The 14350-nt window shown below is 37.3% G+C and carries 11 protein-coding genes and 3 pseudogenes; 9 read left to right on the top strand and 5 right to left on the bottom strand.

The genetic code is table 11. The features are described from left to right. Positions 1-283 precede the first annotated feature (283 nt). The 7 genes and pseudogenes from mltG to BK574_RS13380 all read left to right on the top strand — a co-directional run. Positions 284-1438, top strand: coding sequence for an endolytic transglycosylase MltG (gene mltG, locus BK574_RS13415; RefSeq protein ID WP_078428956.1), 1155 nt, complete (start codon positions 284-286; stop codon positions 1436-1438). Between the two features lie 175 nt (positions 1439-1613). Further along, positions 1614-2258 carry an O-methyltransferase gene (locus BK574_RS13410; protein ID WP_078428955.1) on the top strand — a complete coding sequence of 215 codons (645 nt, stop codon included), beginning with the start codon at positions 1614-1616 and terminating at the stop codon, positions 2256-2258. Between the two features lie 14 nt (positions 2259-2272). Next, entirely contained in the window at positions 2273-3205 is a 933-nt protein-coding gene (locus BK574_RS13405; RefSeq protein WP_075386766.1) for a peptidase U32 family protein, read from the top strand. Between the two features lie 13 nt (positions 3206-3218). Beyond that, entirely contained in the window at positions 3219-4496 is a 1278-nt protein-coding gene (locus BK574_RS13400) for a peptidase U32 family protein (protein ID WP_075386767.1), read from the top strand. Next, positions 4496-5088: pseudogene (locus BK574_RS13395) on the top strand (uridine-cytidine kinase). Before BK574_RS13400 ends, BK574_RS13395 begins: the two are co-directional and overlap by 1 nt. 215 nt (positions 5089-5303) lie before the next feature. Continuing rightward, entirely contained in the window at positions 5304-5780 is a 477-nt protein-coding gene (greA, locus tag BK574_RS13390; protein ID WP_075386769.1) for a transcription elongation factor GreA, read from the top strand. Positions 5781-6379: 599 nt separating this feature from the next. Further along, positions 6380-6805 (top strand): annotated as a pseudogene (locus tag BK574_RS13380) (reverse transcriptase domain-containing protein); the annotation flags it as partial. A gap of 92 nt (positions 6806-6897) precedes the next feature. Here the strand turns inward: BK574_RS13380 and xerA are convergent. From xerA to BK574_RS28830, 4 genes are all read right to left on the bottom strand, one after another. Continuing rightward, positions 6898-7860 carry a site-specific tyrosine recombinase/integron integrase gene (gene xerA, locus BK574_RS13375; protein WP_158211653.1) on the bottom strand — a complete coding sequence of 321 codons (963 nt, stop codon included), beginning with the start codon at positions 7858-7860 and terminating at the stop codon, positions 6898-6900. Further along, positions 7850-8815: a tyrosine-type recombinase/integrase gene (locus BK574_RS13370; RefSeq protein ID WP_078428952.1), complete on the bottom strand. Its 966-nt coding sequence runs from the start codon at positions 8813-8815 to the stop codon at positions 7850-7852. Before BK574_RS13370 ends, xerA begins: the two co-directional genes overlap by 11 nt. 77 nt (positions 8816-8892) lie before the next feature. Then, positions 8893-9093 (bottom strand): hypothetical protein, encoded by a 201-nt coding sequence (locus BK574_RS27550; protein WP_158211652.1) that lies wholly within the window; start codon positions 9091-9093, stop codon positions 8893-8895. Between the two features lie 233 nt (positions 9094-9326). Next, on the bottom strand, positions 9327-9542 hold the full coding sequence (locus BK574_RS28830; RefSeq protein ID WP_078430861.1) for a L,D-transpeptidase: 216 nt from the start codon (positions 9540-9542) through the stop codon (positions 9327-9329). 154 nt (positions 9543-9696) lie between these two features. Here BK574_RS28830 and BK574_RS13360 point away from each other — a divergent pair, with 154 nt between their 5' ends. Together BK574_RS13360 and BK574_RS13355 are read left to right on the top strand one after the other, a co-directional pair. After that, positions 9697-10968, top strand: a complete 1272-nt coding sequence (locus tag BK574_RS13360) for an IS4 family transposase (RefSeq protein ID WP_078428951.1) — start codon at positions 9697-9699, stop codon at positions 10966-10968. Between the two features lie 447 nt (positions 10969-11415). Continuing rightward, positions 11416-12768: pseudogene (locus BK574_RS13355) on the top strand (RNA-guided endonuclease TnpB family protein). Positions 12769-13019: 251 nt separating this feature from the next. Here BK574_RS13355 and BK574_RS13350 read toward each other — a convergent pair. Next, the gene (locus BK574_RS13350) at positions 13020-14027 is read right to left on the bottom strand and encodes a LysM peptidoglycan-binding domain-containing protein (protein WP_078428950.1); all 1008 of its coding nucleotides are present in this window, start codon (positions 14025-14027) and stop codon (positions 13020-13022) included. Positions 14028-14350 lie beyond the last annotated feature (323 nt).

Below are 14350 nucleotides of genomic sequence, written 5' to 3'. Positions count from 1 at the left end.
GTGGCCCTGTTTTTTTATGGAGTTAAAAGCATATGGTTGTATAGCTAGGTAATATATTGTTAATATGTGAAAGTTTGGACATTTTGAATTGCACATAACTTAGTTAATTGCGGCTATATAACCTTTCAGGACAAAAGTCAAAAAGCGGACTTTGCATTAGACAGAACATTGGCTTTTCGGAGTCAGGCAGACGCCTTTCGCCTTTCGGAATAAAATCTGTCTATTTTTCACGAATTATGCATTGTTTTGTAGTATAATGGTGAAGGTGAAAGGAGGATGAACTGTGAGTGATTCAAAAGATAACCAACTAGAGAAGTATGCTGAGAAAGTCCGGAGGGCAAAAATTGTCCGAAAAATTGTACTTATAAGTGTCGCAATTATATTTTTTATTTTTATATCAGCATTAGCATTTGGTTATATATATATTAAATCAGCTCTAGGGCCTATGGATGATGAAAGTATAGAAATGGTAGCTGTCGAAATTCCAATTGGTTCATCAAGTACGCAAATCGGAAGAATTTTAGAAGATGAAGGGGTCATTAAAAATGGCTTATTCTTTCGTTATTATGTAAGATACAAAAATGAAACTGGCTTTCAAGCTGGGAACTACGAGCTATCCAAAGCAATGACATTAGATGAAATTATTGATGAATTAAAAGAAGGGCGAATGATGCAAGATGCAGATCTTGTTTTTACAGTGCCTGAGGGATTGTGGTTAGTAAATGTAGCACGGATTATTGCCCAAAATACAGACCACGAGGAAGAAACAATTATCGAGACGTTAAGTGATGAAGAATACCTAAATAAGTTAATTGAAAATTATGATGTGTTAACGGAGGATATATTAACAGAGGGTATTCGTCACCCGTTGGAAGGGTATTTATTCCCAGCACGATATGATTTCCTTGAAGAAGATGTTTCTATTGAAGTAATTATTGAATCGATGATTGAACGGACAGATAAAGTCGTTACAACGTATATGGGGTATTATCCAGATCACCCGTATTCGATCCATGAAACTCTAACATTAGCTTCAATTATTGAACGAGAAGCACAAAAAGAAGAAGACCGTTATAAGATATCTGGCGTATTGTACAATCGACTAGACCGTAATATGAGGTTGCAAGTTGATCCTACGGTTGCTTATGCGATCGGTGAACATCTATATATGACCTCTATCGCACAGACAAGAGTAGACTCACCGTACAATACGTATATGTATGCAGGAATTCCAATTGGACCAGTGGCTAACCCTGGAGAAGCTTCGATAAAGGCTGCATTTGAACCAGAAGAAATTGATTATTTATACTTTTATGCGAGATACGGTGGAGACGTTTTGTATTCCAAAACGTATGAGGAACATAACCGTATTCACCAACAGTATAGACATGAATGGGCTGAAGCTGCACAATCGGAAGAAAGCGGAGAAGATGAATAATAAGAGCGAAACGAATTTCTATAGGAAACACTAGGATCATTATATGATGCTAGTGTTTTTCCTTCTATATATAGGATTGTTTTAATTTTTTGTGGAATAAGTATATTTCACGATTAACTGTTGATTATGGTAAAATAAAGCGTTATAGAGTGAGGCACACTAAGGAGGAAAAGTAATGCTTCCTAATGATCATAAAATAAATACGTATATTGAATCGCTGATTCCTAACCGAAATGATCTGCTCACAGAAATGGAGCAACTAGCTAGAGATCAGCAAGTACCGATTATGGAGTTAGTTGGTATTGAAGCCATGTTACAACTTCTAAGAATGAACCAACCTCATTCCATTCTTGAAATTGGAACAGCGATCGGCTACTCTGCTATTCGAATGGCACAAGCTTTAGAAAATGTAAAAGTAGTCACAATTGAACGAGATGAACATCGGTATAGTCAAGCGTTACATTATATTGAACGAGCGAATTTAGGTAATCGAATAGATGTCATTTTTGGAGATGCTTTACAAGTAGGCGAACAACTTGAATTTTATGCCCCATTTGATGTATTATTTATTGATGCTGCTAAAGGGCAATATGAAAATTTTTTTCATATCTATGAGCCGTTTGTTCGTTCAGGAGGGCTCATCATATCTGATAATATACTTTTTCGTGGCTTGGTGGCTGAAGAAAGTATCGAAAATAAAAATCATGCAGGCATGGCTAGAAAACTCCGTCGATATAATGAATGGTTGATGAAAAATGAGCAATTTACAACGACCATTTTGCCTATAGGAGATGGCATTGCCCTATCTATAAAAAAGTAAAGTAGGTGTAAGACATGGGGAAAAAACCAGAAATTTTAGTAACCCCAAATAATGTTGAAGCTGTTGAGCGATTAATAAAAGCTGGTGCAGATGCGGTATTAATTGGTGAACAACGCTTTGGATTACGTTTAGCAGGGGAATTTAATAGAGAAGATATAAAGAAGGTCAATGAAATTACGAAAGCGCAGGGAGTCAAAGTATATGTAGCGATGAATGCGATTTTTCATAATGAGCATCTTGGTGATGTTTCCGATTATATGAAGTTTCTTAAAGAGATAGATGTAGATGCAATTGTATTCGGTGACCCAGCATTATTAATGATAGCCCGTGATGTCGCGCCAAACATGAAGCTTCACTGGAATCCTGAAACGATTGCAACGAACTGGTACACAGCTAATTATTGGGGAAGACAAGGGGCGAAACGAGCCGTACTTGCCCGTGAAATTAATATGGATGCAATCGTTGAAACTAAGGAAAATGCGGAAGTTGAGATTGAAGTACAAGTGCATGGAATGACGAATATGTTCCAATCGAAGCGTTCATTAGTTGGAAACTATTTTGAATATCAAGGGAAAAATCTTTCGATAGAAAAAACAGATAAAGAACGTCAAATGTTTTTATTTGATAAAGAAAGAAATGCGAAATATCCGATATACGAAGATCAAAATGGTACCCATATTATGAGTCCGAAAGATATTTGTATTATTGATGAATTAGAAGAAATGATCGATGCTGAAGTCGACTCGTTTAAAATTGATGGGATTTTAAAAAGTACGGAATATATGGAAAAAGTGACTCAACTTTATCATGAAGCAATTCACTTATATTTAACAGATGAAGATGCATATGCCGAGAAAAAGGAAGAATTTGTAGAGAAAATTCGCGAAATTCAACCCAAAAACCGTGATATTGACACAGGCTTCTTCTTTAAAGAAACAGTGTATTAAGGAGGGAAACAAAATGCAAGCTATTTCAGAAATTAATGAAACTGGAAAAAGAGTTATCACGAAAAAGCCTGAGCTACTTGCCCCAGCAGGAAACTTAGAAAAATTAAAAATTGCCGTTCGATACGGAGCAGATGCGGTATTCATTGGTGGACAAGAGTTCGGATTACGCTCGAATGCCGATAACTTTTCAAAAGAAGAAATGCGCGAAGGGGTAGAATTTGCGAAGCGTTATGGAGCCAAAGTCTATGTAACGACTAATATTTTTGCCCATAATGAAAATATGGATGGATTAGAAGAATATTTAGAAGGATTACAAGAAGTTGGAGTAGCAGGGATTATCGTAGCGGACCCGTTGATTATTGAAACGTGTCGTCGTGTCGCACCAAATGTTGAAGTTCATTTATCCACTCAACAATCTTTAAGCAACTGGTTAGCAGTAAAGTTTTGGAAAGAACAAGGCTTAGAACGTGTCGTACTCGCTAGAGAAGTAGGTCTTGAAGAAATGTTGGAAATGAAAAAACACGTTGATATTGAAATTGAAACATTTATCCACGGTGCAATGTGTATTGCCTATTCTGGCCGCTGTGTATTAAGTAACCATATGACAGCGCGAGATTCCAACCGTGGCGGTTGCTGTCAATCCTGTCGTTGGGATTATGATTTATTCGAACAACAAGAAGAAGGAAAAGGGCTTGTGAAAGAAATTCCGCTATTTGCGGAAAATGACACTCAATATACAATGAGTCCAAAAGATTTAAATTTACTACAATCGATTCCACAATTAATAGAAGCAGGTATCGATAGTCTTAAAGTTGAAGGGCGAATGAAATCAATTCATTATGTAGCGACAGTGACGTCCGTTTATCGTAAAGTGATTGATGCATATTGTGAAGACCCAGACAACTTCGTAATTAAACAAGAGTGGTTAGAGGAACTAGAGAAATGTGCAAACCGTGACTTTGCCCCACAGTTTTTTGAAGAAACGCCAACTTTTAAAGAACAAATGTATGGTATTCATCCGAAACGCACGACGTATGATTTTGCAGGTCTTGTATTAGACTATGATGATAAGACGGGTATTGTAACGTTACAACAAAGAAATCACTTTAAACCAGGTGATGAAATCGAGTTCTTTGGTCCAGAAATTGAAAACTTTGTTCAAACTGTCGATACAATTTGGGATGAAGACGGAAATGAATTAGATGCAGCCCGTCACCCGCTACAAATTGTAAAGATAAAAACGAAACAACCTGTCTATCCTTGGAATATGATGCGTAAAGAGGTTAAATAATGAAACAAAAGCCGATAATAATTGGTGTTGCAGGCGGAACAGGATCTGGAAAAACAACCGTTGCAAAGGAAATTTTTCACCAATTTAATGAAAAATCAATAGTATTAATTGAACAAGATGCATATTATAAAGATCAAAGTCACTTATCCATGGAAGAAAGGCTATGTACGAATTATGATCATCCATTAGCATTTGATAATGATTTACTCATAAAACAGCTCCAAAAGCTTCAAGAAGGACAATCGATTGAAGTTCCAAAGATGTAATCATATTAGAAGGAATATTAATACTAGAAGACAAACGTCTTCGTGACCTTATGGACATTAAAGTGTTTGTGGATACAGATGCAGATATTCGTATTTTACGAAGGTTATCGCGAGACATTCAAGATCGAGGTAGAACTTTAAATTCGGTTATTGAACAATATACGACCGTTGTGAGACCGATGCATTTACAGTTTATTGAACCAACAAAACGTTATGCAGACATTATTATTCCAGAAGGTGGACAAAATCGAGTCGCTATTGATTTAATGGTAACAAAAATCCGTTCTATCATTGAAGCTCAATCCTATTTCACTGAGCAAAAGTAAATCTAAGAAAAAATGTAAAAAGTTATCATAACAGCATAGCAGGATACGTTGTTTTTGTTTATACTATAAGAGTATCTTTAATGAGGCTTTGAAGTACTAATGGGATAAAGAAAAGCGAGGTAATCATTGCCTTGCTTTTCTTTTACATAGCCTGATTTTGAAAATGTATTTCATAAAGTAATATACTTTTTTTGTAGGAAAGAGGAGTGAACGTCATGGCTGAAGAGAAAAAACATTATATGACCCTTGAAGGGAAGCAAAAGTTAGAAGAGGAAATTGAGTTTCTAAAAACAGAGAAGCGTAAAGAAGTGGTTGAACGTATAAAAGTGGCACGCAGCTTCGGTGATCTTTCTGAGAACTCTGAGTACGATTCAGCAAAAGAAGAGCAAGCATTTGTAGAAGGTCGAATTTCTCAATTAGAAAAAATGATTCGCAATGCCGTTATTATTAAAGATGATGATACAAACAGTTCTGTCGTTTCTTTAGGAAAAACAGTTCGCTTTGTAGAACTTCCTGATGGAGACGAAGAAGAATATACTATTGTTGGTAGTGCTGAGTCGGATCCTTTTGAAGGTAAGATCTCTAACGACTCTCCAATGGCACAAAGCTTACTTGGAAAATCAGTTGGTGAGAAAGTAACCGTTAACACACCAGCTGGAGAAATGAAAGTTGAAATCTTAGAAGTAAAATAAAAAGGATGAGAAAGAACTGTTCGAGTTAAATTAACTTGAGCAGTTCTTTTTGTGCGCCCAGCATGGGTGCAATCTCTAGGGTGAAAGTCCCGAGCTGTGAAGGCAGAAGTAGCAGTTAGCTTAACGCAAGGGTGTCCATGGTGACGTGGAATCTGAAGGAAGCGAGCGGCAAACCTCCGGTCTGAGGGACACGAACTTCATATCAGGCTAGGTATCATTGGATGAGTTTGCAAAACAAAACAAAGTCCTTTCTGTCAAAGGTGATACAGAGTAAATGAAGCAGATAGGTGGAGGGAAAGATTGCATTCTTCCTGGGGAGGTCTGACTGATACGCCAAGCACACTTGGTAACCTATTTAGTGATAAATAGCTGAACAGTCAGAAGTCAGCAGAAGCCATAGTACCTTAATTTTCTAGAAATTAAGGGAAGGGCTGAATCATTTAAGAAGAATTAGCGCTTGGCGTACGTGTAACTTAATGAAGCAGAAACATAGAACCTTCCTAATGGAGGAAGTGATGAATTTCACGGGGGACATTAGAAGGGCTGAAAGTTAACACCACACAAGAAGATAGACTAATTCACGTAGGAGACTGATATCAATGTTAGAACGAGTACTATCACATCAAAACTTATTAAGCGCACTCGAGAGAGTGGAGCGTAATAAAGGAAGTCACGGTGTAGATGGAATGAACGTACAAAACCTACGACCTCATTTCATGAAACACTGGTCATCCTTACGAGTGCAACTCGAAGAAGGTACCTATCAACCACAACCTGTCCGTCGAGTCGAAATCCCGAAACCAAACGGTGGGGTAAGGAAGTTAGGAATTCCGACAGTGATAGACCGTTTCTTACAACAAGCTATTGCACAAACATTGAATAGAATTTATGACCCAACGTTCTCTCAACAGAGTTACGGTTTCCGTCCCAACAAGAGAGGTCATGATGCCGTTCGTCAAGCTAGGAAGTATATTAAAGAAGGTTATCGATGGATAGTAGATATCGACCTAGAGAGATTTAGCGACATTAATTTAGGGCCAAATACAACCTTTAAGGTGAAAAAACTACTAAAATACTGTTAAATGCTAACTCTATCGCATGATTACTATTTATTTTGTTAAGTACCTGTTCGAATACCGTAAGGTGTCTGAAAAGAACTGATGGGGTCTCCCTTTAGCCCCATAATGGTGCGCATTTTTCTCATAGGGTGTTGCTTTGAAAGTTCTTTTAAATCAGTAATTGTGATATGTAAATAGATTTGAGTTGTAGATAAACTTTTATGTCCAAGTAATTTTTGAATGGACACCAAATGAGCCCCATCTTGAAGAAGGTGCGTAGCACAAGTGTGCCGCAATTTATGTGGAGTCACATTCTTATCAATATTAGCTCCTTCTGCATATTTTTTAACCATGTATTGGATCGCACGAGGAGTGAGGGGACCACCTTTTTTGCTTACAAAGAGTTCAGGAATCTCGCTAGTTCTAGATCCTAAGTACTCATCAAGAGCCTCTTCTACGATGGAATCCAGTGGCACATAACGTTGACGTCCCCCTTTACCAGAAATAAGGATTTGTTTTTCAGTGAAATTGACGTCTATCACTTTCAAAGAACAAATTTCACTCACGCGTAAACCGGCAGAATAAATTAATGTAAGAATTGCTCGGTCGCGACGGCCAAGAATTGTTGTGGTATCTGGTTGAGAAAGAATATCCTGCATTTCTTTATTTTCAAGTACGACTGGAAGACGCTCTGGTGTATCTAGTAGTTTCGGCCATTTTTCACGTTGATCTTGTTTTGAATCTAGTAGTTCCATCAGGATGAGAAAGTCAATATAAGCTGAAAGAGTTGCCAACTTTCGACCAACCGCAGCTGAGGCATTTTTTCGCTCAACGCGAAGATAACGAATATAATCCACAACCAATTTAGCTTTAGAGGGATTATCCACGTGTGGATAGTAAATAGTGCAGAAAGTATTCATTACTTTTAGATCAATGGCGTAAGCTTCAGCGGTTTTGGGACGACATCCTCGAACCATTTGTGCATATTCTAGAAACTCTTGAATCGTAGATTCATTCATCATCTTTTTTCTCTCCTGACAAAGGTGGTATATTTTTACGTAATAAACTGACTGCTTTTCTGAGATCTTCAAAATCTGCATGAGCATAGGCACTCGTTTCAGCTAATGTCTTATGCCCTAAAGCTTTTGCGATGACTTCAATCCGGCCTCCACGTTTAATAAGGTGGGCGGTGAAGGTATGACGAATGGTATGTGGGCTTACAGGTTTTTGAATATTGGCGACTTCTGCATAATGGCAAATACGTCTAGTAACGGTCCAAGGCTTTATACGAGTTCCCTTTAAATTAAGTAAGAATGGACCAGATTTCTCCTTCCGGTACAACCCAAGATATTGCTTGAAATCATTTAAAGCAGCTTTTGGAATGGCGATTTGTCTGTCACGGCCTTTGCCTTCACGAATATGGACCCAGCCCTCTTTTATGTCTACGTCTTCGATGTTCAAATTACTTAGTTCTCCCACACGAAGACCAGTAGAATATAGAACAAGAAGCGCCATATAATCAGTAAATCCTTCTAGCTCAGATCGGTCTGGTGCAGATAGTAATCTCATCATTTCATCTTCAGTTAGGTAAGCTTGTTCTTTTGGTTGTTTAGGTACCATTTTTAGTGCCTCCATTGGATTGTCTGACCGCCAGCCCCGTTCCATGGCGTAGGAAATAAAAGACCGAAGGTGAGACAAGTTTTTATCTATGGTACATTGAGAAATCCCAGCTTGTCTACGAGAGCTCAACCAGCGAATAATGTCTTGACCACGTAAAGTTTCTATGCCATTTTCAAGGCAGTTAGGACAACCTACGGAGAATCGAGTTAGACTAAATCGGAATTCTTTAATTGTTCCTTTACTGTATTTTTTCATGCCAATTGCCGTTCTTATAAACTCCTCAATTTGGTTCGCTAACTTCCCAACCAGGGGGGCAGCCTGTGACGTCATCGTATATTTTCGTCGTAAGGAAGTCATTGGTTTTTTACGAAAATTATTTTCTAATTTGAGTTTCGACCGTTTTGGAATTGTTGCTTCATTAATTGGATGAGATTCTAGTGCAGCGGCGATCTCAGGGTTTTGTATCCTTGCATAATGTAATGTAGTTTAGGGGAACATGCTGTACTCCCTGCATAATGATTTAAAAACTCTAAACCATTCTCACGTAATAACTCTTGTGTTACTAAATGTTCTTTTCGCCACTCTGTTAATTCTTTGGTTTCATAGACTGACGGGAAGCGTTCTTGGTCGACCATTAAGATGAGGAAATTGGGTTGGCGCTTCGTATGTTCGCTGCTTTTTGATACTTTTTTATTATAGAGAACATCCTTTCAAATGTTGGTGAAAAATCCCATGTAATACTATATGAATTTCAAATAGAATTGTCTGTGTGCGCTAAAAGGGGGAGTAGTGACCTTCCATGAAAATTTCCATTAATATAATAAAAAAACAAAGCATGGGCATTGCCTAAGCTTTGTTTATAAAGATATTACTCACTGAAAATATAAACCGTTGTTTGTAGGGGGATATTATTATACATCCAAAGAACGTCTGCATTTTGCATTCGAATACATCCGAGACTGACATGCTTTCCAATCGAAGAAGGGTCATTTGTGCCGTGTATCCCATAGATATAGTTATTAGTTCCTGGAACATTGAGTCCAAGCCAATGACTGCCAAGTGGATTACTAGGGTCGGCCCCAATGTCATCAACTTAAGATTACAAAATATGTAAATGGATAAGATTGTCATAAAAATATTATTAACAGCACGAAAAACCACTTGACTTTTCAAAATCACCACAATAATCGACCTGAATACCATTTTTTGGTATATCAACGATGAAGTGGTGATTTTTTGTGGCAAAAAGCCTGTTTTTAGAAGCTGTAGAGGTAACCCAGAACGTCCTACATGACTATGTTTTTAAGTGTGAATCACGTTCCAAACCAACCTATTTTACTCGTGAAGGGAGACACAAATTAAATTTTCTTAGCACTATTCTTTTTATGCTCAATTTCGTGAAAAAAAGCTTTCAGATTGAGCTGGATGACTATTTTAAGCTTCTTGGAAATAGGACGGAAAGTATTAGTAAACAGGCGTTTTCTGAGGCTAGAAAGAAGATTAAACCGGCAGCATTTATAAAATTATTTGATACCATTGTGGATTGGTACTACAAGGAAAATCCTTATAAAAAATTTATGGGGTTTCGTATTTTCGCTATCGATGCATCCATCTTGGAAATAAATAATTCCATAAGATTAAGGGATGCCTTTGGCGTTTCGAAAGGCAGTTCTTTAGAACTGGCTCGCGCAATGGCATCCTGTATCTATGATACCGAAAATAATCTAATTGTAAAGGCTTTGATTACAAAATGTACAGATGGAGCACGGTCTGTCGCTATCAAACTGATGAACAGCTTTAAAGATCACTTGAACAATAACGACCTTTTTCTTTTTGATCGAGGATATCCATCATTAGATTTTTTCGCTTATCTAATAGAATTAAATGTAAAATTTATGATTAGAACACCTGTCAATTATTATAAATCTAGTATTAAATCTTCGGTGCCTGACCAAATAATTGAGCTTAAAAGAAAAGGGAGCGTGATGCGCTTAAGGGCTATACGGTTTACACTGCCATCGGGTGAAGATGAGTTGCTCATCACAAATATAGAAGATGAAACATTTGGGATACAGGATTTTAAAACACTCTATTTTAAGCGGTGGAGAATTGAAACAAAATATGATGAATTAAAAAATAAACTTCAACTTGAAAAGTTTACAGGTGATACTCCTCTTTCAGTTGAACAAGATTTTTATGCGACCATGTTTCTAGCAAACATGGCCTCGCTAGTTAAACAAGAGGCTGACGAAATGATTGCCAAAGAGCAAGAAGGAAAGGATCTAAAATATGAATACACAGCTAACGCCAACGTTTTGACCGGTAAGCTGAAAGCTAATCTAGTCCGTATTATATTAGAGGAAAGTCCAAGACGACGTAAAAAGCTATATAAGCAAATGCTTGACGAAATCAAAAGGAATCGTACTCCCATAAGACCAGGTAGAAGTTTCAAACGTACTAAGGGGTTGCGAGCTAATAGAAACGGGCTAGTTCAGAAGTCTGCATTATAGCATTTAACGAAGTAAAAGAGGATGCCTTAGGGTGATGTAAAAAAATGTAAAACATCTCCCGGGCATCCTATTGTCTTTTTTTAGTTGTTTTCAGTATCATAGTTTGGAATTTTTCATTTTAATACTGTGTGGTTCATGAGAGTTACTAATTGGGAACTAATTGGAAACTTGTCTTGATGACATTGGGGTCGGCCCCAGGGATATTTTTTGGATTGTACCATGGCTTTTCTACTTTATCCTTTTAGGCAAGAAGACTCCACCTGATTTGGTTAAGGTCGTTACCCCAACAAATCAGGTGGAGATGAATTGCCGTCAACCGTTAGGTTCAATTTCATTGATTGTTTTTATATAATTTTTCTGGTTTTTAAGGGAACTAATGTTCGTTTATTTTTTTATTTAATGATATAATCAATATTAGATTAATCTATTGACTCGCTGAGAAAGGTGGTGAACACAAGTGGCTAAAAAGAAACCCATTAAAGTATTGCGTAAACAAAAGAAAACTGAAAATATTCAACGTTTCACTCAGAAACAGAATATGGACGTGGTAGCCTTACGGCTAAAGAATTTCGTCTGCTTCAACGCATGTCTCACAGTTCGAAGGCGTTACGTAATGTGGGATTGTACACGTTGAAACAAAATTACTTAATTTACAATAAGATGGCGACCACTAAAGAAGTAGACGCTGCAATGAAGGCAGATGTTAACTATTGGGGTGTTCAATCGAACTCCGTTCAAGCTATTCGCAGAACTCTATTTTCAGAGGCGAAGAGCTTTTTTGAGGCGCTGAAAAAGTGGAAGAAAAACCCTGAGAATTTCACGGGTCGTCCACAATTTCCGAAGTATTCTTCCACTACTGAGAAACGCATTATCGAAATCTACCAAGTTCCAAAAGTAGATAAAGACGGGTACTGGTCAATTCCGATGAACGTTGAATTTAGAAAACGTTTGGGTTCGATTAAAATTCGTATGCCTAAAAATTTGTTAAACAAGAAAATCTCATACATTGAAATAGTGCCAAAGCAAAAAGGTCGGTTCTTTGAGGTGCATTACACATATGAAATGCAAGTCGCTCAAATGAAGAAACAACCAACGATAACGATGAATGCTTTGAGTTGCGATTTAGGTGTAGACTACTTGATGAGTTGTGCAACAAATCATGGCGATACGTTCTTGATGGATGGGAAAAAGATAAAGTCTATCAACCAATATTTCAATAAAACGATAAGTGAGCTGCAAGAAAAAAATATCGAAAACGGAATTTCAAAACGTGTTGTAACCAACCGTATGGCAACACTTTGGAACAAAAGAAGTAGTCAAATCAATGGTTATATCTCACAAGCCGTAGGCTTATTGTTTAAAAAAGTCAAACAACTAAACATCGACACCATTGTTGTTGGTTATAACGTTGGTTGGAAACAAGAGTCCGATATGGGCAAAAAGAACAAACAACAATTTGTTCAAATTCCATTTCATAAACTGATTTCTGCAATCGAAAACAAATGCCTGAAAGAAGGCATTCGTTTCAAAAAACAAGAAGAAAGCTATACATCAAAAGCTAGTTTCTTAGATAGAGACACTACCCCTGTTTGGTCGAAGGACGATAAGACGAACTACTCATTTAGTGGTAAACGTATACATCGTGGTCAGTATCAAAGTAAAACTGGACCATGTATCCATGCTGACATCAACGGGGCATTGAATATTTTGCGTAAATCAGAAGTCGTAGAATTGGATGAAAATCTTAAAGTCAAAACTCCAATCAAATTGGAAGTACAAAAACGTAAAACTGTTGCTTAGCGCATAGTTTAGTGGGTGCGTCAACCACATCCATGTGTACTCGACTTGTCGGGGCTTGTAGCACACGCCAGAGTAATCTGAGTGGTGGTTTCTTCCGTAAGGAAGAACTGCTCTTTTTCGGAAGGGTGGTGCAAGTGGGAAAACGATAGTTCATCGCCAATACCAACCAAAAACAGTGTTCGGGGAGTGCTTAATGACACTCGCTATTCAGAGCGTCAAATCGTCTTAACGAGGAGACCTGAGTAGCAAACTCAAGCCCCCACTGAAATAGGAATCGCAAGGTTCTCAGTGGGGGTACGTTGACTGACAATTTGGTAAACGCCTTCAGGTGTCAATGATGCGTCTTTTCCTGTGGCGACCGAAAAGGTCTTAAAGACCTCTGAATTCCGATAGACGGTTAATGTATTCATCGTTTTACTTACTTTAATGGTATAACCGTCTTCTCTATAATTTTTTAGTATAGAAGGATGTGGGATGTTCAGTTTCATTCCTACTTTGACATCCGTTGATGGGTCGAAAATCCCATTATATTTTGCTAGTGAAATGAGTTCATTTGCGTTACCGTAATATTTGTTAGTAATACTAAAAAGTGTCTCCCCTTTTTCGACCTCGTGAAATGCAATGATGTCAGTATCAGGTAGTTTTAATTGTAGTCCAGCCTTTATGTCAGTAGCTGGATTTACAATACCGTTGAACTGGGCAACTTTATGTTGTTGCTCGGTATCTATATAGTATTTTCTAGTAATGCTATATAACGTTTCATTTGGACCAACTTCATGGATAATGACCAATTCAGGTTTGCTATCTGCAGGTTGTTTTTTATTTTCTTTTGGTGTGGTGTTAGTTTCTTTAGGTTTTGTTTCGATTTGCGAAGATGACTTATTTTCATCTTGGTTAGCCTCATTTTGAGTGACTTCTTTTGTTCCACCTTCGCTAGTATTTTTATTTGAACTCGTTTTATCTTCATTTTCTTCTAGCGGTTCTTCATCTGTATTATTAGATGAACGATCTGTTTGGTCTGGACTTTCGTCTGGATCGTCGTCTGAAGAACGATCTTCATCTTCCATTTGTTCGGGAGCAATATTTCCTGTTTGTGATTGAGGAAACATTTCTAATTTAATTACGGCAGTAGAAATAACGCCAATACTTAGCGTTAATAAGATAGCTAATATTATAAAAGAAGTTCGTTTTCGCTTCCTTTTTTTGTGTTTGATTGAACGTGGGACAAATTCAAACGTCTCATTTGATTTCTTTGACACAACATTTCCTCTTCTCTACTATTAATAACTTTCCAGATTAAGTGACAAATCTAAACGATGGTTGCGTATCTTATCGAGAAAATTCTTTTATTTTTGACAAGTTTTGGCTCTGGTTTCTCCTTCCAATTATCATGAAATTAGGAAAAAAGAACCGTGTCATTCTCTTTATTCGACAAGGATTGCGAAATTCCTATACAGTTTTCAGAAAAACTAATTCGTTCTTTTTGAAAAAGAATATCCTCATATGGTGTTTTTTATCCTTGAAACGGAAAAACCCTAAGTTTATACTGTGTATATACTTTATATACAGTTGAGGTGTCGAG

It is taken from the genome of Alkalihalobacterium alkalinitrilicum, assembly GCF_002019605.1.
GTDB lineage: Bacteria > Bacillota > Bacilli > Bacillales > Bacillaceae_F > Alkalihalobacterium > Alkalihalobacterium alkalinitrilicum.
This window is presented reverse-complemented; position numbering and strand designations above follow the sequence as displayed.

Bases quoted from the DNA above. Each gene is read 5' to 3' on its own strand.
- BK574_RS13410 (WP_078428955.1), top strand. From the start codon at position 1,614: ATGCTTCCTAATGATCATAAAATAAATACGTATATTGAATCGCTGATT.
- BK574_RS13405 (WP_075386766.1), top strand. From the start codon at position 2,273: ATGGGGAAAAAACCAGAAATTTTAGTAACCCCAAATAATGTTGAAGCT.
- BK574_RS13400 (WP_075386767.1), top strand. From the start codon at position 3,219: ATGCAAGCTATTTCAGAAATTAATGAAACTGGAAAAAGAGTTATCACG.
- greA (WP_075386769.1), top strand. From the start codon at position 5,304: ATGGCTGAAGAGAAAAAACATTATATGACCCTTGAAGGGAAGCAAAAG.
- xerA (WP_158211653.1), bottom strand. From the start codon at position 7,860: ATGATGAATGAATCTACGATTCAAGAGTTTCTAGAATATGCACAAATG.
- BK574_RS13370 (WP_078428952.1), bottom strand. From the start codon at position 8,815: ATGACTTCCTTACGACGAAAATATACGATGACGTCACAGGCTGCCCCC.
- BK574_RS27550 (WP_158211652.1), bottom strand. From the start codon at position 9,093: ATGGTCGACCAAGAACGCTTCCCGTCAGTCTATGAAACCAAAGAATTA.